The organism is Sorangium sp. So ce363 (assembly GCF_051520435.1).
GTDB lineage: Bacteria > Myxococcota_A > Polyangia > Polyangiales > Polyangiaceae > Sorangium > Sorangium cellulosum_B.
In genome coordinates this window covers 3,568,977-3,590,195 of record NZ_CP150333.1, presented here as the reverse complement: position 1 = coordinate 3,590,195, position 21,219 = coordinate 3,568,977, and the positions used below count along the sequence as shown (strand labels likewise).

The window sequence follows — 21,219 nt, the reverse complement described above, 5'->3', positions numbered from 1 at the left end:
ACGAATGGAGGCGCGATGAAACGTGCGGGGACGAGGGGCGTGCGGTCGCGCGGGCGACGGTTCTCGGTGGGGCTCGTGGCGGGCCTGTTCGGGCTGATCCTGCCAGCAACAGGCTGGGCGGAGGACCCTGATACCGATCTGGATGGGGTCGTGGATCCCCTGGACAACTGCGTGCAGACCCAGAATCCGGACCAGGCAGATGCCGACGGCGATGTTCTCGGCGATGCGTGCGACAACTGCCCGTCCGCTATCAATCGGGATCAGCGGGATTCGGATTCCGACGGCGTCGGCGACGCGTGCGACAACTGTCCTGTCGCGATGAACCCGGACCAGTCGGATGCGGAGGCGGACGGCACCGGCGACGCCTGCGACGACGATGACGACAACGACGGTGTCCTGGATGCCGATGACAACTGTCCTGGCACAGCGAACGCCGATCAGGTGGACTCCGATGGAGACGGCACCGGCGACGTTTGTGAGGCCGGTGACGACGACGGCGACGGCATCGACAACGACGTCGACAACTGTCGCGACGTCCCGAACTCGCTCCAGCAGGACAGAGACGACGACAAGATCGGCGATCTCTGCGACAACTGCCCTGCCACGCGCAATCCGAACCAGGAGGACGGCGACGGCAACGGCGTCGGCGACTTCTGCGAGCCCGACATCGACACCGACGGCGACGGGCTGCGCAACGCAGAGGACAACTGCCCTGTGGATCAGAACCCTGGCCAGGAGAACGCGGACGGGGACAGCCTCGGGGACGCCTGCGATCCCGACAGCGACGACGATGGCGTGGTCGACGTGGAGGACAACTGCGCCGTCGTGCCCAATCTGTTCCAGGAAGATACGGACGGCGACGGCACCGGCGATGCCTGCGAGGACGACGACGACAACGACGGCGTCGTGGACGCAGAGGACAACTGCCCGCACGTGCCCAACCAGGATCAGACCGACGGCGACGGCGACGGCCGCGGCGACGCCTGCGACCTCGGGGCCGACGTCGACGGCGACCGCGACGGCATACCGGACGAGACGGACAACTGCCCGCACGTGCCGAACCCCGATCAGACGGACGCCGACGACAACGGCGTGGGCAACGCTTGCGAGGACGTGGACGGAGATGGCCTGAGCGACGCGGCGGACAACTGCGACGAGGAGTACAACCCCGATCAGGCCGACAGCGACGGCGACGGCCAGGGCGACGCCTGCGAGGACGACGACGACAACGACGGCGTCCCGGACGAGCAGGACAACTGCACCTCCGTCCCCAACGCGGATCAGGCCGACAACGACGAGGACTATCAAGGCGACGCCTGCGACGTCGATGACGCGGACGACGACAACGACGGCGTCCCGGACGGCGACGACAACTGCCCGCTCGCGGCCAACGCGGATCAGGGGGATGGCGACGCCGACGGGGTCGGCGACGCCTGCGACGACAGCGGCGGTGCGGGCAGCAGCGGCGGCGGGTCCACGGAGCCGGAGGTCTCGTCCGGGCTGGTCTGCGCGATGCAGCGAGGCGAGCGCGGCGGCGCGCTCGTCGGCCTCGTGGCGCTCCTCGCGGGCGCGCTGGGCCTGGGCGCCCGAAGGCGGCGCGACCACGCGGCGTGACCGCCGCTGCGCGCTGCCCTGGCGCGCAGCGGGCACGCGACCCCATGAGAGCGACGAGCGTGCCCGCTCGGTTGCCACCTGGAAGACGAAGAGACAACTGCGAGCACAACGTGGGTTATCACCCCACGACCACACGCCGGTTTCGCGATGGCTCCGCGTTTTTTTCGCGATCGGTCATTTTTCTGAGCCGTGACCTGACCGCGGCGGAACTGCTCCGGATGAACGCGCCGGTAGTCCCGCTCCGCAGCTCGCGCTGCGGACGGGAGCGCCTGAGCCACCTCTGGAGACACCATGCGCCTAGCTCTCTCTCTCTCGTTGGTGACCGCCCTGTTTGGACTCACCCTCAGCGCCGGCTGTAGCGACAGCACCGTTGACGGCGCCGCCCCATCCGGCGGCGCGGGAGGAGGCGACACCGCGAGCGGCGGCGGCACCGCGAGCGGCGGCGGCACCGCGAGCGGCGGCGGCACCGCGAGCGGCGGCGGCACCGCGAGCGGCGGAGGGGCCGGCACCGGCGCTGCGGGCGGGGGCATGGCGACCCCGACGAGCATCGTCGAGTGCCAGGGCAAGATGTACGCGTGCGGGGATCTCGTCGACAACGACGACGATGGGCTCCTCGACGCGCAGGATCCGGACTGCCTCGGCCCCTGCGACAACACCGAGGGCAGCTACTACGGCGGGATCCCCGGCCAGGCGGGGCCGGCGTGCACCGTCGACTGTTATTTCGACCAGGACTCCGGCTCCGGCAACGACGATTGCCACTGGAACCACAAGTGCGATGAGCACGAGGTCGCGCCCGGGTTTCACCCGGAGTCCATCAACGGGACGATGTGCGCCTATGACAGCGGGGCCTCGACGCCGGGCGCCGATGGCAAGAGCTGCAGCGATCTCAACGACGAGCAGTCCGATATGTGCCATACGATCTGCGGTCCGCTCACGCCGAACGGCTGCGACTGCTTCGGCTGCTGCGAGCTGCCGGCGGGCGGCGGCAAGTACGTCTGGCTCGGCTCCGACGCCGATGGCACCGGTGAAGGCTCCTGCTCGCGCGGCCACGAGTCCGACCCGGCCCGCTGCGAGCCCTGCACGCCCGTGGATGCTTGCCTGAACGAGTGCGGCCGCTGCGAGCTGTGCCTTGGCAAGGACACGCTGCCAGACGACTGCTTCGAGTCCGGCACCGGCGCCGGGGGCGGCGGAGCTGGAGGCGGAGCCGCGACAGGCGGCGGCGGAGACGCGACCGGCAGCGGCGGCGGGCCCACCGGCGAGCCCCAAGGCCAGTGCGCGGCGGGGATCCAGCCGTGCGGGCTCTCCGGCCAGGAGCCTTGTGACGCAGGCTACTACTGCATCACCGGCTGCTGCCAGGTCATCTTGAACTAGCCCTACGTTTGCCCGGGTTCTCCCTGGATTCGAGGACAGGGATTGAACCGTGAAAGACACAGAAGAACCGGAGGGATGTGTTCCCCCTGCTCGGTGCCCGCCGCGCCTTCGTGATTCACTGTCCCTGCTCGGAGCGGCGACAGGATCGCAGGCCGCGGCGCTGGCCGCTCACGAGCTGAGAAGCTGAGCCTGCAGCGACAAGACGTGGTTTGAAAGGAGACGAGTCGATGGTGATGCGCTCGATATCTGTTGGATTGCTGTGCGCCTTGATGGGGATGGGGTGCGGCGGCGACGATGAGGGTCAGCCGCAGAGCTGCTCGGTGGCCGCGCAGACAGGGTGCGCCGCACCGCAGGTGTGCGAGGAGGTGGAGGGCGCCGAGCCCGCTTGCTTCGAGCCGGTGACCCTGAGGGGGCGCGTCTACGATTCGCTCGACGACAAGGCCATCGCGGGCGCGCGCGTGCTCGCCCGGGACCCGAGCGACGCGGTGATCTCCCGGGTGGCCGTCACCGGGGCCGACGGGACCTATGAGCTCGTCGTGCCCGCGCGGCGCGACGCGAGCGGCGCTCCGATCGAGGCCAACATCACGCTGCGCGCCGACGCGCAGGCGTACGAGACGTTCCCGAAGGCGCCGCGGGTCGCGCTGCCCATCGACCTCTCCACGGCGGCGGGCGAACCGCCCGCGATCGAGTCGGCGGCGACGGAGATCTCGCTGTTGCCGCTCTCGGACAGCGAGGGGCTCGGTTCCATCTCCGGGGTCGTCCACGCCGACCAGCCTGGCGGGACGCTGCTGGTCGCAGGCGGCGCCACCGGCGCGGCCGATCTCGACGGCAGCTACACCATCTACAACGTGGCTGCGGGCGACGTCACGGTGAAAGGTTATGCCGCCGACCTCGCGCTCGACACGGCGAGCGCGACGGTCAGCGCCGGCAAGGAGACGACGGGCGTGGATCTCCACGCGACCGGAGACGCGACGGCGGTGGTGAGCGGCAAGGTCGAGATCGTGAATGCTCCAGGGGGGAGCGAGACCTCGGTCATCCTCGTCGTGGCCGATACCTTTGACGAGGCGACCGCGCGCGGCGAGGCCCCGCGAGGGCTCCGGCAAGGCAACGTCACCGGCGACTTCTCGATCGCCGGGGTGCCCGATGGCGATTACGTGGTCCTCGCCGCGTTCGAGGACGACGCGCTCGTGCGGGATCCTGACACGTCGATTGGCGGGACCGAGATCGTGCGCATCACCGTCGCCGGCCAGGACCTGCCCGTCCAGGAGTCGTTCAAGGTGACGGGCGCGCTCGGCGTGGTCTCGCCCGGCGCGAGCACGCTGGAGGAGGTGAGCGGGACACCGACGTTCGTCTTCGCGGACGACTCCAGCGAAGATCTGTACGAGGTGAGATTGTTCGACGCGCTCGGCGCGAAGATCTGGGAGAACCTGGAGGTGCCCGGTGTGTCGGGGAGCAAGAACGTCTCTGTCGACTACGACGGTCCCGCGCTGATCCCGGGGATGATCTACCAGTTCAGGACCACCTCGAAGAAGGACGGCACGCCCATCTCGCAGACCGAGGATCTGAAGGGGGTCTTCCTCTACAGGTGATCGCAGGGCGCGCGGGCGCCGCCGTCATCAGCGACGGCGGCGGGCGCGGCGCGCGCTGCCGAGCGCCACGAGGACGCCGCACAGCGCGAGCGCGCGGGCCGCTCCTGACGCGTGCCCGGTCTCACCGCCGATGACGGCATACGCGCAGCTGACGCCCAAACAGCAGCAGTGGCCCGGGGGCGCTCCTCCCTCGGATTGGCCCCCTCCCCCTTCCCCACCCCCACCCGCCGCATCTCGGCCACCGCCGACCCCTGTGCCGCCCGCCCCGCCGGCATCGGTGGAGCAATCGCCGCCGGCGCCGTCGCCCCTGCCTCCGGCGCCCTGGGCCGGTCCTCCGGCGTCGCCGCCGCCGCCTGCGCCGCCGCCGCTTGCGCCGCTGCCGCCTGCTGCGCCGCCGCCGCCCACGCCTGCTGCAGTCCCTCCGCCGTCGCCGCCACCGCCCCCTCCCGCGGTGGCGCTGTTCGGCGTGTTCCGGCAGCCAAAGAAGGGATGGCATTCGTCCGTGGTCGTCGGATCCCCGTCGTCGCAGTAGAGCGGGATGTCGCTCAGACAGAGTCCCTGGAAGCAGACCTCGCTGCCATTGCAGACATCGAAATCATCGCAGCTGGCGCCGTCCGGCAGGCTCACGTCCGCGGGACAGCTGCCTGCGCCGTCGCAATACTCCCCGGGATCGCACAGCGAGGTCGCGATGCGGCAGATCGTGGTCGGCGGCTCGGCGGTGCACAGATCCGAGCAGCAATCGCCGTTGCGCAGGTTGCCGTCGTCGCACTGCTCGCCGAGCCCGAGCTCGCCATCGCCGCAGACGGCGGGCCTCACCGTGAGCACCGTCGGATCGGCCGCGCCGGCGAACAGGGGCTCGTCGGTCATCGCGCTCGACTCGTTGACGCCGTCGGAGTCCGCGTCGAAGAAGAGCGTGCCCTGGTTCGTGACGACGAGTCCGTCGGTCAGGGGAAGGAGGATCGCTTCCATCGTGAGCGCCACCCACTCCCCCGGCTCGACCTCGCCGTCCCAGCCCACCGTGTTGGTGGCGGGATCGGCCGAGACCGCGCCCTTGTCCGCGAACGCGCCTTCCAGCAGCAGCTCGGGCGGGAGCACGTCCACGAACTCGAACCCTGCATTGTCGGGCTGCACGCGCCCACCCGTGTTGCTGATGAGCGCCGTATAGGCGAGATCCTCGCCGGCGATGCGCTCGCCGAGGACCGTGAGATAGCCGATCAGGCGCGCTGGCACGGAGACGTCGATGCCCACGCCGCTCTCGTTGTTTTCCGGCGCCGGATCGTGCTCGCTCGAGCTCACCTTCGCCGTGCTCTCGATCTCCTCGTCGACCGTGGGCGGCGGGAGCGTGGGCGCGACCATGGTGACCGCGATGGACGAGCTCTCCCGTGCGGCGAGCGAGGCGCGCCGGCACACGAGCTCTCCGCCGGCCAGGTCGCACGTCCAGCCGGTCCCCGAGGCGTTGGCGAGGCTCGCCCCGGCGGGCAGCACGGACGACACGACGACGTCGCTCGCATCGCCCGGCCCCTCGTTGGCGACGTCGATCGTCATCGTGAGCTGCGCGCCCGGCGATACAGGATCCGGCGCGGCCGTCTGGGTGATGGCCAGATCCGCCCCGCAGGCCCCGGACACGACCGGCACCGCCGCGAACACGATGTTGTCGACCGCGACGCCGCACGGCCCGGGGCGCCCGATATCCGTGCAGACCCGGCTGTCGTCCTGCGTGTAGTCGAAGCGGAGCCTCACGGTCCGCCCGCGCATCCCCGCGCCAGGGAAGCGGATCGACACGCGCTTGCTCCCGCTGGAGCTGCCGGACCATACCGCGTTATCCTCCAGGTAGTCCGGGTCGTCGCGGGCTGGAAGGTGCTTTGGGAAGTGGTGGCTCCCGCCGGTGACGATCCGCTCGGCGAACGCCTCCGCGAGCACCGCCCGGGGCACGGCGCCGGCCGTGAGATCCTCCACGCGCAGCGTCAGACCGTCGAACGCCTGGATGAGCTTTTGCGGATCGTCCTCCAGCTCGTAGGTGAGATCGAAGTCGAGCGTGACGTGGGAGTTCCCGGAGCTCTCCGGGATCGTCACGGCGGGCGACACCAGCGCGACGAGCGACGTCACCGCCTCCTCGTCGTGAAATGCCGCGTTGTTTCCGGGCGTCAGCGTCTGCGCGACGGTCCACGGCGAGGCGGAGGCCGTCCCGCCGGCGCGCACCGACTGCCAGCCGGAGGGCAGCGCTGGCGCGCTCGCTGCGTCGAAGTCCTCGCGGAGGAGGACCTCCGCGGCGCCCGGCGAGCCCGTCTCGAGCTGGATCGGCAGCTCGACCGTGCCCTGAGCCGAGCTCACCGTGAGCGTCAGATCGATCGGCGTTCCAGGAACGAAGTCCCGGCCCGTCCTGAGGACGAATGGCGCGTCGCTCGCGACCGTGCGGAGGGGCTCGATATCCGGGTAAAGCGCGCTCGCCCTCACGATGGTCACGGAGGGCGTCTCCGTGGACAGCGCGGCGGTGATCCGGGAGACGGTCGTCCTGCCGGAGATCGGGTTGGCGAGGTGGTTCTCGAGGTAGACGCCGACGTCGACGAGCTCCCCCGGATCGACGCGCTCGTTCGCGAGGGCGCCGCACGCGGTGTCCGCGATCCGGGCGCCGGCCGCGCGCAGCGGCGGGACGCTGGCGAGCTCGTCGAGGACGTCGAGGTGGACGTTGGGCGCGATCAGGGAGGTCGACGACGGCTGCCCCTCGTCGAACCGCGGCGGGGTGGCCGTCATGCTGAAGACGCTGTAGAGCTCACCGGCGAGCGCGACGCCGCCGATGCGGTCGCCGAGGTTCTGCCGGGAGGCGTCGTTGCCGTGGCCCGCGTGAAAGGGGTGGTCCGAGATCGGCGCAGGCGGGCTGAAGGAGGCGCCTTGATCGCTCGACGCGGTGTGGACGATCTCGGTCAGGTCGCCCGAGCTGTCGACATCCTGGTCGTAGTAGACGACGTGCGCGGTGCCGGTCGTTCGGTCGACGGCCACGAAGGGGAAGAACTGGGCCCGATCGCGCCCTGGATTGCTGTTGAGGAGGACGGCGGGGCCTGCGGTGCACTGCTCCGTGAAGGAGCGCAGGGCGATGTCCCCTGTGCCGTGGGCGCCGCTCCGCTGGTAGACGACGTAGACCTGCCGCGTGGCCTGGTCGACGTCGATCGACGGGGCGCTCCTTCCGTGGTCGACGCCGAGGATCTGGTCTTCCGTGGGGTAGCTGGCCTCGTCGAGGAGGGTGAGCGGCTCCCAGGTGACGCCTCCGTCGATCGACCGGCGGCAACCGACGTTGCGCAGCGAGGTCCCCGGCTCGATGGCGCGAAAGACAGCATAGACGACCGAGTCCCTGTCGGTCGCCCCCGGGAGGATGCGCGCGCTCGGCCCGTCGAGATCGCCACCGGCGGGCGCCTGCGCGATCGTGGCCGCGGGCGACCAGGTCTGGCCGAGATCGTCGGAGTGGCTGTAGAGGATCCTCGGAGACGCTCCGCCGCGCTGAACCCAGGCAACGGAGAGGCGCCCGGTCGCCGCGTTGACGTCGAGGGAGGCCTGCTCGGCGCTCTCCCCCGCGACGAAGGCGGGGGTCACCTCGACCGGTGCGGACCATGAGGAGCCGGCCGTGCTGCTGCCGGGGTTCGAGGCATGGAGGCAGAGGCCCTGGAGGCCATCGGCGGGGCGAACGTAGGTGGAGGAGCTGACGAACACGTCGCGGGTCGGATCGTGGACGACGCGCGGGGCGCCGAGCACCTGGCCGCCGGCGACCGAGGGCAGCGCCCCCGCGCCGCTTGGGCCGAGGACCTCGGCGAAGGATCTCCCGCCGTCGGCGGAGCGCGCAACGCCGGACAGGCTGATCGGATTCGCGCGGGCGCCGCGCGGATCGGTGTAGGTCGCGACGAGGATGCTCGCGTCGGCGTTGGCGGCGATCGCGGCCTGGTGCTGAGCGCCGAGCGCATCGACCGCGTGCACGGTGCGGTCGGCGCTCGCGACGGCCGCGAGCCGAGCTGCGCCGAGCGCCTCCGGTTCGTCGCTGCCACAACCGGCGCTGGCGGTGAGGAGCCCCCCGCTGAGCAACCAAGCGACCGTGCGTCGCGCGCGCATAACACCTCCGAAAGGAGATAGATGCCGCGAGTTCGCAGGACGTGCCGATTTCCCCGACATTGCGAGGCCTGTCCGGCGAACGGGCGCGATGTGCTGGGGTCGGTCTCGCACAACGCCAGCGCAAGCCCCGCGCCGCGCGAGGGATGCGCCCGGCGCGAAGGCGCGCGTCGACGCGCTTTCCCTTTCTTCCTGGCCGGCGAGCCGTGTGCCAGGACCCGATGCGTCGCGCGCGGAGCGTCCAGCGAGCGCCCTGGCACCGGCAGGCGCCTGGGCGGACGGCTCAGGCGCGGCGCCCGGGGCCGCCGCGGTCGCGGCTCGCCTGGGAGGCGGGCGGCTCGGGTGGACGGGCGGGGAGCACCAGGTCCGCCAGACGGCGTGCCGCGGCGAAGGCCACCTCCGCATCTCTGACGGGGCCCTCACCCGGGTTGGCGGCGGACCCCTCACCCAGGTTGGGATCCTCAGGGGCGGACCCCTCACCCAGGTTGGGATCCTCACCCGGGTTGAGTGGGGTACCTGGGGCACCAGCTGGGGTACCAGCCGATGTTCCACCCAGGTTGGGAAAAGCCAGTACGGAAGGAATTTCCCTGGACGAAACCTCACCCAGGTTGGCGCGCCCGCTCAGCGCGAGCATCGCGATGCCATGGAGGCCCGCGAAGAGCACGTACGTATCTTCCTCCGGCCGCCTGCTACCGTGATGACGCAAGAGCTCGACGAATGAGCTCCAAAGAGGGCGCGCGAGCCGCAGGCGCCCCTGTTCGCGCAGGCGGGCGCGGTCGAAGCGGCGCTCAGCCATCAGCCAGTACAGGTCCGGATGGCACAGCGCAAACTCGACGTAGCCGACGGCAAGCGACCGCGCACCGGCGCCAGCGCGCGCCCGCGCGTCGAGGCGCTCCGCGAGCCGCCGCCAACCGAGGCCATCGACGCGAATGAGGAATCCGTCGAGCGAGCCGAAGTGGTGATACAGCACCATCGTCGTCTGGCCCAGGAATGCGGCGATCTTGCGGGCCGTCAGATCGTCCCGCGTCAGTCGTCCCTCGCAGAGCGCCATGAACACGCGTTCCACCGGCTCATCCGCATCCATCACACCCATGCCCACCATCCTGCCACGTCCGCGCCTCGCCCGTTGACGCCACCAGGATAACATTGTTATCCTTGGTCATGGGATGGCTGCTTCGCAACGCAACGTCGGTCTCCGGGGCGCAGCGCGGGGGCCGCTGGCTGGTAGGGTTGGCGCTTGCGGGGGCGTGCACGTCGCGACCGCCGACGGCGGACGACGCGCCTGCAGGGCCGTACGCGGTCGTGGACGGGTGGCCGCGTGTCCCTGACGGGATGGTGTTCGGCCCAGCGCTTGATGTGGCGGTTGATGCGCGAGGGCGCGTGCTGGTGAGCCATGCGGCCGGGCGCACGTCAGGGAACGACGCGCCGATCCGCGAACCCACGATCTTGGCGTTCGATCCAGAGACGGGCGAGCTGCTCGACGCGTGGGGAGAGGGGCTGTTCTTCTATCCACACGGGATCGAGGTGGATCGCAACGACTTCGTCTGGGTGACGGACTCCGAGCAGAACCGGGTGTTCAAGCTGACGGCGGAGGGGGATGTGGTCATGACCCTCGGCGAGGCGCCATGAAGGGCATCGGTGTGTGGATCCTCGTACTCCTCGCGGATATCGGGTGCGCGACGAGCCCCGAGCAGCTCGACCGGCCCACCAACGTGGCCTTCGGCCTAGACGGCGATATCTACGTGGCGGACGGCTACAACCATGCGCGGATCGCGCGCTTCTCCGAGGACGGCGGGTTCGTCATGGAGTGGGGCGAGAAGGGCTTCGGGCCGGGACAACTCGACACGCCTCACGGCATCGTCACCGACGACGAGGGGCGCGTCTACGTGGCGGACCGGGAGAACGCGCGTGTTCAGGTCTTCAGCGCGAACGGCCACTACCTGGCGCAGTGGAAGAGCGCCGCGTTGGGGCGACCGTGGGCGATCGCCTTCGGACCCGACCGGCACATCTACGTTGTAGACGGAGGCGATCAGGATCCAGAGCGGCCTCGGGGGCATGTGCTGCGGATGAGCCTCGACGGGAAGATCGTGGACCGGTGGAGCACATCGGGGGACGGTCCCGGGGAGATCGACTGGGGGCACGGGATCGCCGTTGGGCACGACGGCAGCGTCTACGTCACCAGCCTGAGGGGTCGCGGCGTGCAGAAGTTCCGGAGGACGAAGTGAGGAGGAGAGCGCGCGGGCTCGCGCTTACGATTACGGTGGTTGCCTCGGTCGAGGCGGCGCCGAGCTGGGCACAGATGACGGGGGACATTCCGTCGCGACCTGGCGGCCGCGGTCATATTGCGCTGTACGGCATTTTCACAGCCTCGCCGCAGAACCCGACGGTGGCTACGATTCATGTCGCGCCGCAGGTGGCGGGGGGCGTTCGCCTGAACAGCTGGCTGCACGCAACCACGGACGTCACCTCGGCCTGGACTACGTTTCGGATCGAGGGCGAGGCGCGGCGCTCATCGTTTCGCTTCGGGAATCCGTTCGTGACCGTGCAGGCGGCGCTTCTCGAGGAGCGAAACCGCTCGATCTATGCCGGGGTCGGGGTTGCACCGCCGGTGACGACGTTCCCTGGCACCATCCCGAAGAATACGGAGGCCGAGTACAACTACGCGGTAGCTACGGCCGCGCGCGGGTTCGCGGATTACTGGATGTGGGCACCGAACGCGATCCCGATCGCGCTGTTGCTCCGCAGCCGGGCGGAGCTGTCCATGCCGGTGATCGTTGGCGCTGAGCTGGATCCAGCCGTGCTCGTTTCCGTGAACTCCAACCCGTCTCGGCTGGCGGTCGTGGCCGCCGCTCACGCGGGTTTGCGGATGGGTTTGCTGACACCCGGAGTGCGAGTGCAGATGCTCGCGCAGTCGGCACCGCTCGCAGGGCGAGATTTCTCACAATGGGCAGCAATCTTGTATGCGAATGTCGAATTCGAGCCGGTGTTCGTACGCTCCCAGGTTGCCGTCAACCTGGATGCGCCGTCCGGGCTGACCGGGCAGCGAGGGGCGACTACGTGGGGGGTATCGCTGGGAGGCGGGGTCCACCTTTAGAACTGTTGAGCTCTTTCTTTGGTTTTGTTGCCGGCCCGCGATGCATCGCCAGCATCCCCTCCATGGCCTTCGCAGCAGCCGCCGTTCACCGAGCCACATTGCGACGTCGCGGCGACGTCGCGCTCGACTGACGTTGCGCTCCGCACACGCCCTGCTCTGCCCCCCGACCTGACCATTGGGTGGCGCAGGTGGCGAAGAGGATGACGGCCGCCACCTCCTCGAACACCCAAATCCTCAAAAATCGGCCGATTTCGAGTCTGGCACGGCGTTTGACATACCCGTCAGGCATGAGCCAGCCTCGTGCGATCGTCCCCGGCGCTACGTATCTTCTCACCCGCCGTGTACTGCGAAGGCATTTTCTTTTCCGCCCCGATTCCGCGATCACACGGCTCGTGATCTATACCCTGGCCGTCTCGGCCCACCGCTATGGTATCCTCGTACACGCCCTCTGCGTGATGTCCACGCACATTCATATCGTTGTCACAGACACACGCGGTGAGCTCCCACGATTTTTGCAGAGATTCCATCGGCTTGTCGCTCTCGGGACCAAGATCTTGCGCGCGTGGGAGGGGCCGGTGTGGGACGATCGAGCAACGAGCGTGGTACGGCTAGCAACACGGGACGCTCTGGTGGAGAAGATCGCTTACACCCTCGCAAATCCAGTCGCTGCTGGTCTCGTACCGCATGCACATGAGTGGCCAGGAGCCAAGGTGCTCGTCGGCGACATCGGCTGCGGCGTGCTGCGCGCCCAACGCCCTGAAATATACTTCAATCCACAGAGCCCCGAATGGCCAACCGACGTCGCACTTGCGATCACGCTTCCACCGTCGATCAGCGATTCCGATGCCGACAAATTTCGCCGGGAGATCACAGGACGGATCGATCTGCACGAGAGACAGGCTCACGCTACCCTGAAGCGACAAAGGCTTGGCTTCCTCGGGGCTGCGCGCGCGAGGAATATTTCTCCTTACAAGCGAGCAACGAGCATCGACCCACTTCGCGATCTCAATCCAACATTCGCAGTCGGCCGCCGACAGGTAGACGCAAAGAACGCCGCCATCGCGGCCGTACAAGCCTTTCGCATCGCATACCGACATTCGATCAATCAATGGCGTGCAGGTGTACGCAACGTAACTTTCCCAGCGGGTACGTGGTGGATGCGCGTGTTCCACGGGGTCACCGTCAACGAGGGCGAGCCTGCGGCCGCATAGACGCAGAACCAGCACACATTGACACAATTATATTAATATTGGAGACCAGGAGTCTCAGTTCGCCCGTCGCACAACACGACTGACGCCTGGATGCGGCGTTGTTGCAAGCAACGGACGGGACCAAGCATTCGATCTCCTTCAAGGCTCGATTCATGCGCAACAACGGACGATTCGGCTGGCCGGCAGGCGTACTGGCTCGCCAGCCCGGGTTCGCTCGGGGCTGCCAGGCTCGGCGTGAACAGAGTCCGAGCGGTCGAAAAGTCTGCGCGGAGTGGAGTCGAGAGTCGACATTACCATCGTGACGAGAGGCGATTCGGGGCCGGGACCGAGCTGGCGTGCGCGTCACGTAGCGCCCAGCACGGTGGGGTTGCGTTCCCGGCCGCAGCACGGCGGGGTTGTGCCCCGCGCGCGGCGCCAACCACGGTCGGGTCGAGACCGCGGGTCGAATCGCGCCGCCTATGCTAGACCGCGCTGCGCCGATGCCCCCCGAGCGCTCCCTCACTTCCACCTCGAGCTCCCCGCTCAGCGCCACGATCGCCGAGCTCTCAGGCCACGTCGACGACAGCGCCTCGAACGATACCGCTACCAGCGGCCCGCCCGCCTCCGCGCCGGCCGACTTCGAGCCGCTCCCGTCGTTCGACCTCCCGGCAGACCGCCGGGTCGTCACGCCCCGTGAGCTCGCCGCAGAGCTCGCCGCGGCGCCGCCTGGCACCCGTCATGTCACAGGCTCGGCCGGCTCGGCCGGTGCCCTCGTCATCCGTCGCCTCGTCGCGGCCGCCGCCGGGCGCCGGATCATCGCCCTCACTCCCGACGTCGACAGCGCCCGCGCTCTGGCGGCCGATACCTCGTTCCTGCTTGTCGATCGGGACGCCGATGACGCCGAGGCCGCCGGCTCGACCACGTTCGGCCGCGTCCTTCTCTACCTGCCGAACGAGGCCAGCCCTTACGCGGATGTCAACCCGGACCGTCGGGGCGCCCAGACCCGCCTCGCCACGCTCTTCCACCTCGGCATGGACCTTCCCTGGTCGGTCCTCGTCTGCCCCATCACCGCGCTCGCCCGCAAGGTCGTACCCAGGGACGAGATCACCGAACACGCCGAGCTCGTCATCGCCGAGCAGGAGATGGATCGCGACGCGCTCTCGGCCCGCCTCGGTGCATCGGGCTACGTCCGCAGCCCTCTCGTAGAAGACCCCGGGACCTTCGCCGTCCGCGGCGCCCTCCTCGATGTCTGGGCGCCCTCCGCCGAGCTGCCGGTGCGCATCGACTTTTACGGAGACATCGTCGCATCGATCAAGACCTTCAACCCCGACGACCAGCGCACGGTCACCGAGGTGAAGGAGGTCTGGATCCCGCCGGCGCGCGAGGCGATCCTCACGCCTGCCAATGTCGAGCGGGCCCGCCAGCGGGTACGCGCCGCGTGTGACGTCATCGACTTCCCCTCAACCAAGGCGCGCGCGCTGGTCGACGACGTCGCGAGCGGCCGCGCCTTCTTCGGGGCCGAAGGCTACTTGCCTGCCTTCATCGACCTGGCCTCCTTCACGTCGTACCTGCCCGACGACGCGCTCATCCTCCTTGAGGACCCGGCCTCCGTCACCGCCGCCGTGCGCAACGAGCTCGGTCGCGCTGCGGCCGACCGGAGCAACAAGGACCGTGAGCCGCACTTCCCGCTGGCCTCCTTCTACGAGGACGAGGCACACGTTGCCTCGTGGCTCGGCGCGCGTACCGTGCTTGCCCTGCACCGCACCGGGGTTGAGGGTGCTGCGGAAAACCGGAACTCGCTGGAGCGCTTCGAGGTCGTCGCTGAGGACGTCCCGTCGCTCGCGACGCGCGACCAGTCGGACCTCGAGCGCGCCATCAAGACGGCTCGCGCGTCACGCGGCAAGCACGGCGCTCTCGACCCGCTCGTTCGTCGCGTGGTCGCTTGGCAAGAAGCAGGCCTACGAGTGCTTATCGCTGCGCGCGCACAGACCCAGGTTGAGCGCCTCGTCGCCCTGCTCCGCCATCGCGACGTGCGGGTGAAGGCCAACCTCGGTCCGTTCGACCCCGCTTTCTTCGATGGCAGCAGCTCCGCCTCTCCGCGCGACACGGCCCTCGTCGTCACGGGCTCTCTTGCGCGCGGCGTCATCGCTCCTGCCGAGGGGCTCGCGCTGGTCACGGAGGAGGAAATCTTCGGTGCCCGCGCTCACCGCCGCGCCGCGCGCGCCGCCGCCTCCTCCACGAAGCCGTCGCAGGCCTTCCTCGAGGACCTCCGCAACCTCGGCGTCGGCGACTACGTCGTCCACGTAGAGCACGGCATCGGGCGGTACCTTGGCCTCGTCCACAAGCAGGTCGGCTCAACCACGGTCGATCTCATCGCCGTCGAGTACGCCGGCGGCGACAAGCTCTACCTCCCGGTCTACCGCCTGAACCAGATCCAGAAATTCAGCGGCGGCGAAGGCGCCCCCAAGCTCGACCGGCTCGGCGGGCAGACGTTCGCCAAGACAAAGGCGCGGGTCGAGAAGAGCGTCCGCAAGATGGCCGACGAGCTCCTCCGCCTCTACGCCGAGCGGCGCGCCGCCACGGCGGAGCCCGTTCCACCTCCGGACGACGATTACCGCGCCTTCGAAGCGACCTTCCCCTTCGACGAGACACCCGACCAGGCCCGGGCGATCACCGAGGTTACGGCCGACCTCGAGTCCGGCCGTCCGATGGACCGCCTCGTCTGCGGCGATGTCGGGTTCGGAAAGACCGAGGTTGCCATCCGCGCCGCCTTCCGCGCCGCGAACGCCGGCAGGCAGGTCGCCGTCCTCTGCCCAACCACGGTGCTCGCGCAGCAGCACTACCTCAGCTTCCGATCCCGGATGGCCTCCTACCCCATCGAGGTCCGCGTCATGTCCCGCTTCCAGACCAAGCAGGAGCAGGACGAGGTCTCCCGCGGCCTCCGCGACGGCAGCGTCGACGTCGTGATCGGCACCCACCGCCTCCTCTCCAAGGACGTCCACTTCAAGCGGCTCGGCCTCCTCGTCGTCGACGAGGAGCAGCGCTTCGGCGTCACCCACAAGGAGCGCATCAAGGCGCTCAAGACCAACGTCGACGTCCTCACGCTCTCGGCCACCCCCATCCCCCGCACCCTCCAGATGGCGGTCTCCGGCCTCCGCGACATGTCGATCATCACGACCCCCCCGGTCGATCGCCGCGCCATCCGCACCGTGGTGACCCGCCACGACGAGGCCGTCCTCCGCGACGCCGTCCTCCGCGAGCTCGGCCGCGGCGGCCAGGTGTTCTACGTCTACAACCGCGTCGAGGGCCTCTACGAGCGCGCCGCCCGCCTCGCCGAGCTCGTTCCGAGCGCCCGCGTCTGCGTCGCCCACGGCCAGATGAGCGAGCACAACCTCGAGCAGACGATGCTCGACTTCGTCGAGGGGCGCTACGACGTCCTCTGCGCCACCGCCATCATCGAGAGCGGCCTCGACATCCCCCGCGCCAACACGATCCTCATCGACCGCGCCGACATGTTCGGCCTCTCGCAGCTCTACCAGCTGCGCGGCCGTGTCGGCCGCTCCAAGGAGCGCGCTTACTGCTACCTCATCGTCCCGCCCCCGAACGCCATGACCGACGAGGCCCGTGCCCGCATCGAGGCCCTCGAGCGCCACACCGAGCTCGGCTCCGGTTTCCAGATCGCCTCGCTCGACCTGGAGCTTCGCGGCTCCGGTGACCTCCTCGGCGCCGAGCAGAGCGGCACCGTCGCCCAGGTTGGCTTCGAGCTCTTCTGCCAGATGCTCGACGAGGCCGTCCACGAGCTGCGCGGCGAACCCGTGGTCCACGACGTCGACACCGAGCTCTCCTTCGACGCCGACGCGCTTCTGCCAGAAGAGTATATTTCCGATGTAGGCGTACGCCTCTCCCTCTACAAGCGGCTCGCCGGTGCCGCCTCGACCGAGGACGTGCAGGACCTCGCGGTCGAGATGGAGGATCGCTTCGGCCCGCCTCCGCTCGAGGCGCGCCGGTTCGTGCACCTCATGCGGCTCAAGACCGAGCTGCGCCGGCTGAAGGCGCTCGCATGCGAGGCGAGCGCCAAGGGCGTCACGCTGCACTTGCGCGAGGACACCCCGCTCGATCATGCCAAGGTGCTCAAGCTGGTCCAGCCGAAGGCCTCACCCTACCGACTCTCGCCCGACATGCGCCTCACCCGCCGAGCCAAGGAGGGCGAAGTCTTCACGAGCGGTCTGGAGGCGACCGACAAGCTCCTCAGCGAGCTCGCCGGCTGTCTCAAGGATGGCAGTGATCTCGCGTAGCGTGAGTGCCCACGACGTCGTCGCGCCCCGCTGAAGCGCGCGGCCGAGGCGACGCGGCGCTCTGGCGGTGATAACCTCCCTTGAGCGGAGGGACGGATGATCGATCGCCCGGATCGCGAGCGGCTCGCGGCGCTCCAGCAGAGCGTCATGACGTGCTGGTACAGCCCCTTCCAGCTGGCCCGCTCCGCGCTCGACATGACCGTCTCCCGCCTGATGGGCGCGCGCGGCGATTTCCGCCTCATCGAGGCGATCGCGGGGCCGCAGCCGCCCTTCGACTATGCCGTCCGAAACGGCGTCATGCGCGACGAGCTCTGGATCGATTACGTGGCGGACACAGGCGATGGCTTCAACCCCACCTACGCGATCGCCAGCCTGCTCGCACGGCCGGTCCTCTCGCTGGGCGGCCGGGAGACGAGGCGCGGAGAGGTGCTCATCATGGGCGGCGACCAGGTCTACCCCTCGGCCACGCGTCAGGCGTACTGGACGCGGCTCGTCGAGCCCTACGCGGCCGCGCTCCCGAAGGCCGATGTGACGGATCCGCCGCACCTGTTCGCCATCCCTGGCAACCACGACTGGTACGACGGGCTGATGAGCTTCATGCGCCTCTTCGGCCAGAAACGCACGCTCGGCGCCTGGAAGACGTTCCAGTCGCGGAGCTACTTCGCGCTGAAGCTGCCCCACGGCTTCTGGCTGCTCGGCGTCGACATCCAGCTCGAGTCCGACATCGACCAGCCGCAGATCGAGTATTTCTGCAAGCTGGCGACGCACGACATGCGCGACGGCGATCGCGTGATCCTCTGCACCGCCGAGCCCGACTGGGTGAAGGGCGCCATCTACAACCCAGAGCTCCAGAGCAACCTCGCCTTCTTCGAGAAGCAGCTCGCCGACGCGCGGCCCGGGGTCGAGATCGTCGCGCGCATCGCCGGAGATCTGCACCACTATCGCCGCCACGAGTCCGCGGACGGCCGGCAAAACGTCATCGCCGGCGGCGGCGGCGCGTTCCTCCACCCGACCCACGGCGAGCCGGTCACCGTGGTCCGCTCCGGCGCGGGCGCCGACCAGCGCCCTTATATGTTGCGCGCCTCATTTCCGTCAGAGTCGGAGTCGCGCCGGCTCGCCTGGCGCAACCTCTCGTTCGCTCGGCACAACCTCGGCTTCTGGCCTGCCGCCGCCTTCGTCTACATGCTCTCCTCCCTGACGCTGCCCCGTCCCGGGCCGGGGGCCGTGGGGTGGGTCCTCGTCGTCGTGCTCGTGTTCATCGTCTTCACGGACACCTACAAGACCTGGTATCGCCGGTTCGCGGGCTCGCTCCACGCGCTCGCGCACCTCGGGGCGGCGCTGGGGCTCGCGCACCTCGGCGGCGCGCTGCTCGGCGTCGACGTCCGGGACCTCCCGTCCATGTGGAGCCTCCTCGGCGTGACGCTCTTCGTCGGCGCCACCGGCGCCGTGGTTGGGTCGACGATCATGGGCGTCTATCTCCTGATCTCGCTCAACGTCGCGCGGCGGCACGGCAACGAAGCGTTCTCGGCGCTCCGGATCCAGGACTACAAGAACTTCTTGCGGATTCACGTCCACCGCGACGGCCTCACCCTCTATCCCGTCGGGCTGAGGAGGGTGCCGCGCGCGTGGAAGGTGGCCGACGATCGCAAGCCCGGCGAGCCGCGCTTCATCCCCGCCCGCGGCGCCCTGGCGCCGGAGCTCATCGAGGAGCCCATCACCATCCCGACCGCGCGGCAGCCACGCCGGACCGGCCAACTCACGGTCGACGCGGCAAGCGCTGGGCACCGCGAGTGCCCCGCGGGCGAGCGGCGGAGTCGCCCCCCCGCAGCGGGCGCCGCGGCGGGAGCTGGCGCGCCCGAGCCGTAGAGGCAGACCGGAGCCCTGGCGATCGTTCCTTCTCCATGAGGCAGTTCGCCTCAGCCGCGACATTCTGCCTTCGCTCTGGCAGGCACAACCACATCCGGGCGGTCGAATCGTGGAAGCGGTCGACCGCAGAAGGACTCTTGCGTGCCGAGCTCGCCGCGCGCTCCTGCGCGCGCGAACGTGAGGTCAGTGGGCGCAGCGAGGTTTTCTGGCGCGAGCCGGCTGCGCTCAGGGCGACGCGGCGGCGTTGGGCAGCCTCGGCGGAGCGGCCTTGGGACAGATCTCGCGCAGCTCGCCGGGGGGCGAGAGCGGATCGGGGCCGTCCCTGGGGCAGGAGCTCGGGCCATTCGCGATGGCGTCCTGACCACGGTCCTCCGGGGTCCATTCGCGGTTGATGCCGGGCGCGTTCGCGAGCCCCTCGGCGCAAGCCGCGGAGGCGGCGAGGAGCAGCGCGAGCGCGGCGCGCATCGAGGAGCGGCCAAGAGAGCGTTTCATAGGCACATTCCATCTCCCCGCGGCGCCGGCGCTGGCGGCGCCGGTCCACGGAAGCTGTCAGGGTTTCCCGTCACCCGTCTCCCCGACTGACTTTCACGGTCCGTGCCAGGTCGAGGTTGCCGGACCGATCGGGATGCCGGGCCGCCCGCCGCGGCCGCCAGCGGCGGCCGAGCCGAGCGCGGCCACGGCGACCCCAATTTCCGGCTACGACGTGCGCATGGCTTGCGCCCCCACGCAAATGCCCCAGGTGGTGGGCGCGGGGGTCCGTGCGGGACGCGATCCCGGAAGGAGTGTCGATCATGGCGAGAGACGTCATCGAGGTGCTCAACGACCTCATCCAGCTCGATCGCGACGCGATCGCCGCTTATGACCAGGCCATCGAGGCGTGCGGGCACGCTCATACCAGGGAGAGGCTCGCGAGCTTCAGGGACGATCACGCGCGCCACGTCGTGGATCTGAGCGCGCATGTGACGTCGCTCGGCGGCATCGCGGCGCAGACCCGCGACCTCAAGGGCAAGTTCATCGAAGCGTTCACGGCCATCACGAGCAGGGGAGACCAGAGCGCGCTCCTCGCCATGCGCGGCAACGAGGAGCTCACGAACCGGCAATACCAGGCGGCGCTGGACGAGTCGCTCACGGCCGAGGCGCGCGCGATCGTCGAGCGCAACTACACTGATGAGCAGCGGCACCTCGCGTGGATCAAGGACGCGCTGTCAAGGAAGGTCTGGGAACAAGCCGCCTAGTGGGCGGTCGGCCCGCGGCGGTGGTGAGTACGATCGGAAGCAGATTCTACGGTTGGGGGTAATATGAAATCGAATCGGTCCATCCAACTCGCGCTCGCCATGGGAGCGCTCGCGGTCGTGCCGGCGCTCGCGGCAGCACAGACGGGCGGCACGGGCTCGCCGCAGCAACGCGAACCGGGTTCGCCGGGAGCAGCGCAGGGCGGCGCGCTGCATCAGGGCGACAAGCCCAGCCCGAGCGGCGCACAGCGCACGCAGCAGCAACAGGGGCAGAGTCAGAAGAAACAGGCGATGAATCTCAAGGAGCAGATCTCGTTCCCGGTCGAGGAAGGGTGCACCTACACGGCCTCCGTCAACGGTCGGATCGATCCCGTCGCGGCGGGCAAGTCGCAGCAGCCGTCGGGCGGTCAGACCGGCAGCGGCAGCGGCAACCTGGGACGGGAAGGCGGCGCGGGTGTGCAGGGCCAGACCGACGGCAGCCAGGCCCATGCCGGCGGCGCTCAAGGCGGCAGCCAGGCCCACGAAGGCGCCCAGGCCGGCAGGGCTCAAGGGGGCGGTCAGGCCGGGCCAGGTGCTGACTACCGCGAAGGTCAGGAGAAGGTGAAGCCCAACCTCACCGTCGCCGCCAGCGTCAGCTGCCCGAACGCGGCCGATCTCAAGGTCTCGGACACGCTGAAGACGGACAAGGCCATCAGCCGCTCGGAGCTCGAGGAGATGATCTCGCGTCGAACGAGCATTGCGACCGAGAAGGGCGGCCGCTTCTGCATGTACGTGCCGCAGTTCGAGCTGACGCGCGAGAAGCTGAGCGGAAAGGGCATCGCCCAGCTCTGCCGCGTGCCCGCGGCGGCCGAGAAGGGCGGAACGCCGTAAACGCCG

14 protein-coding genes are annotated in these 21,219 nt (G+C 69.4%); 11 read left to right on the top strand and 3 right to left on the bottom strand.

Going from position 1 to position 21,219, the window contains the following annotated elements:
• The first annotated feature begins 15 nt into the window (after nt 1–15).
• From WMF12_RS13835 to WMF12_RS13825, 3 genes are all read left to right on the top strand, one after another.
• Nucleotides 16–1,614, top strand: a complete 1,599-nt coding sequence (locus WMF12_RS13835; protein ID WP_437871762.1) for a thrombospondin type 3 repeat-containing protein — start codon at nt 16–18, stop codon at nt 1,612–1,614.
• A 291-nt stretch (nt 1,615–1,905) separates the two neighbouring features.
• Nucleotides 1,906–2,985, top strand: a complete 1,080-nt coding sequence (locus tag WMF12_RS13830) for a hypothetical protein (RefSeq protein ID WP_437871761.1) — start codon at nt 1,906–1,908, stop codon at nt 2,983–2,985.
• 233 nt (nt 2,986–3,218) lie between these two features.
• On the top strand, nt 3,219–4,574 hold the full coding sequence (locus tag WMF12_RS13825) for a hypothetical protein (RefSeq protein ID WP_437871759.1): 1,356 nt from the start codon (nt 3,219–3,221) through the stop codon (nt 4,572–4,574).
• Between the two features lie 27 nt (nt 4,575–4,601).
• Here WMF12_RS13825 and WMF12_RS13820 read toward each other — a convergent pair whose 3' ends face one another.
• Nucleotides 4,602–8,669 carry a hypothetical protein gene (locus WMF12_RS13820; protein ID WP_437871757.1) on the bottom strand — a complete coding sequence of 1,356 codons (4,068 nt, stop codon included), beginning with the start codon at nt 8,667–8,669 and terminating at the stop codon, nt 4,602–4,604.
• Nucleotides 8,670–8,949: 280 nt separating this feature from the next.
• A complete protein-coding gene (locus tag WMF12_RS13815; protein ID WP_437871755.1) occupies nt 8,950–9,759 on the bottom strand; it encodes a WHG domain-containing protein in 810 nt (269 codons plus the stop codon).
• Nucleotides 9,760–10,052: 293 nt separating this feature from the next.
• On the opposite strand from WMF12_RS13815, the gene WMF12_RS13810 reads away from it, so the two are divergent.
• From WMF12_RS13810 to WMF12_RS13785, 6 genes are all read left to right on the top strand, one after another.
• The gene (locus WMF12_RS13810) at nt 10,053–10,295 is read left to right on the top strand and encodes a hypothetical protein (protein ID WP_437871754.1); all 243 of its coding nucleotides are present in this window, start codon (nt 10,053–10,055) and stop codon (nt 10,293–10,295) included.
• The gene (locus WMF12_RS13805) at nt 10,292–10,891 is read left to right on the top strand and encodes a 6-bladed beta-propeller (RefSeq protein WP_437746076.1); all 600 of its coding nucleotides are present in this window, start codon (nt 10,292–10,294) and stop codon (nt 10,889–10,891) included. Before WMF12_RS13810 ends, WMF12_RS13805 begins: the two co-directional genes overlap by 4 nt.
• 35 nt (nt 10,892–10,926) lie before the next feature.
• Nucleotides 10,927–11,760, top strand: a complete 834-nt coding sequence (locus WMF12_RS13800) for a hypothetical protein (RefSeq protein ID WP_437871752.1) — start codon at nt 10,927–10,929, stop codon at nt 11,758–11,760.
• A gap of 287 nt (nt 11,761–12,047) precedes the next feature.
• On the top strand, nt 12,048–12,971 hold the full coding sequence (locus WMF12_RS13795; protein WP_437873853.1) for a transposase: 924 nt from the start codon (nt 12,048–12,050) through the stop codon (nt 12,969–12,971).
• Nucleotides 12,972–13,450: 479 nt separating this feature from the next.
• Nucleotides 13,451–17,245, top strand: coding sequence for a transcription-repair coupling factor (gene mfd, locus WMF12_RS13790; RefSeq protein ID WP_437871751.1), 3,795 nt, complete (start codon nt 13,451–13,453; stop codon nt 17,243–17,245).
• Between the two features lie 96 nt (nt 17,246–17,341).
• Nucleotides 17,342–19,111 (top strand): metallophosphoesterase, encoded by a 1,770-nt coding sequence (locus WMF12_RS13785; RefSeq protein WP_437871747.1) that lies wholly within the window; start codon nt 17,342–17,344, stop codon nt 19,109–19,111.
• A 225-nt stretch (nt 19,112–19,336) separates the two neighbouring features.
• Here the strand turns inward: WMF12_RS13785 and WMF12_RS13780 are convergent, their stop codons facing one another.
• The gene (locus tag WMF12_RS13780) at nt 19,337–19,603 is read right to left on the bottom strand and encodes a hypothetical protein (RefSeq protein WP_437871744.1); all 267 of its coding nucleotides are present in this window, start codon (nt 19,601–19,603) and stop codon (nt 19,337–19,339) included.
• 299 nt (nt 19,604–19,902) lie between these two features.
• On the opposite strand from WMF12_RS13780, the gene WMF12_RS13775 reads away from it, so the two are divergent.
• Both WMF12_RS13775 and WMF12_RS13770 read left to right on the top strand, forming a co-directional pair.
• Nucleotides 19,903–20,346: a ferritin-like domain-containing protein gene (locus tag WMF12_RS13775; protein WP_437746071.1), complete on the top strand. Its 444-nt coding sequence runs from the start codon at nt 19,903–19,905 to the stop codon at nt 20,344–20,346.
• 99 nt (nt 20,347–20,445) lie between these two features.
• Nucleotides 20,446–21,213 carry a hypothetical protein gene (locus WMF12_RS13770; RefSeq protein WP_437871738.1) on the top strand — a complete coding sequence of 256 codons (768 nt, stop codon included), beginning with the start codon at nt 20,446–20,448 and terminating at the stop codon, nt 21,211–21,213.
• Nucleotides 21,214–21,219: the final 6 nt, after the last annotated feature.

Excerpts from the sequence above, each read along its gene's own strand:
- WMF12_RS13835 (WP_437871762.1), top strand. The coding sequence starts at position 16 with ATGAAACGTGCGGGGACGAGGGGCGTGCGGTCGCGCGGGCGACGGTTC.
- WMF12_RS13830 (WP_437871761.1), top strand. The coding sequence starts at position 1,906 with ATGCGCCTAGCTCTCTCTCTCTCGTTGGTGACCGCCCTGTTTGGACTC.
- WMF12_RS13825 (WP_437871759.1), top strand. The coding sequence starts at position 3,219 with ATGCGCTCGATATCTGTTGGATTGCTGTGCGCCTTGATGGGGATGGGG.
- WMF12_RS13820 (WP_437871757.1), bottom strand. The coding sequence starts at position 8,669 with ATGCGCGCGCGACGCACGGTCGCTTGGTTGCTCAGCGGGGGGCTCCTC.
- WMF12_RS13815 (WP_437871755.1), bottom strand. The coding sequence starts at position 9,759 with ATGGGTGTGATGGATGCGGATGAGCCGGTGGAACGCGTGTTCATGGCG.
- WMF12_RS13805 (WP_437746076.1), top strand. The coding sequence starts at position 10,292 with ATGAAGGGCATCGGTGTGTGGATCCTCGTACTCCTCGCGGATATCGGG.
- WMF12_RS13795 (WP_437873853.1), top strand. The coding sequence starts at position 12,048 with ATGAGCCAGCCTCGTGCGATCGTCCCCGGCGCTACGTATCTTCTCACC.
- mfd (WP_437871751.1), top strand. The coding sequence starts at position 13,451 with ATGCCCCCCGAGCGCTCCCTCACTTCCACCTCGAGCTCCCCGCTCAGC.
- WMF12_RS13785 (WP_437871747.1), top strand. The coding sequence starts at position 17,342 with ATGATCGATCGCCCGGATCGCGAGCGGCTCGCGGCGCTCCAGCAGAGC.
- WMF12_RS13780 (WP_437871744.1), bottom strand. The coding sequence starts at position 19,603 with ATGAAACGCTCTCTTGGCCGCTCCTCGATGCGCGCCGCGCTCGCGCTG.
- WMF12_RS13775 (WP_437746071.1), top strand. The coding sequence starts at position 19,903 with ATGGCGAGAGACGTCATCGAGGTGCTCAACGACCTCATCCAGCTCGAT.
- WMF12_RS13770 (WP_437871738.1), top strand. The coding sequence starts at position 20,446 with ATGGGAGCGCTCGCGGTCGTGCCGGCGCTCGCGGCAGCACAGACGGGC.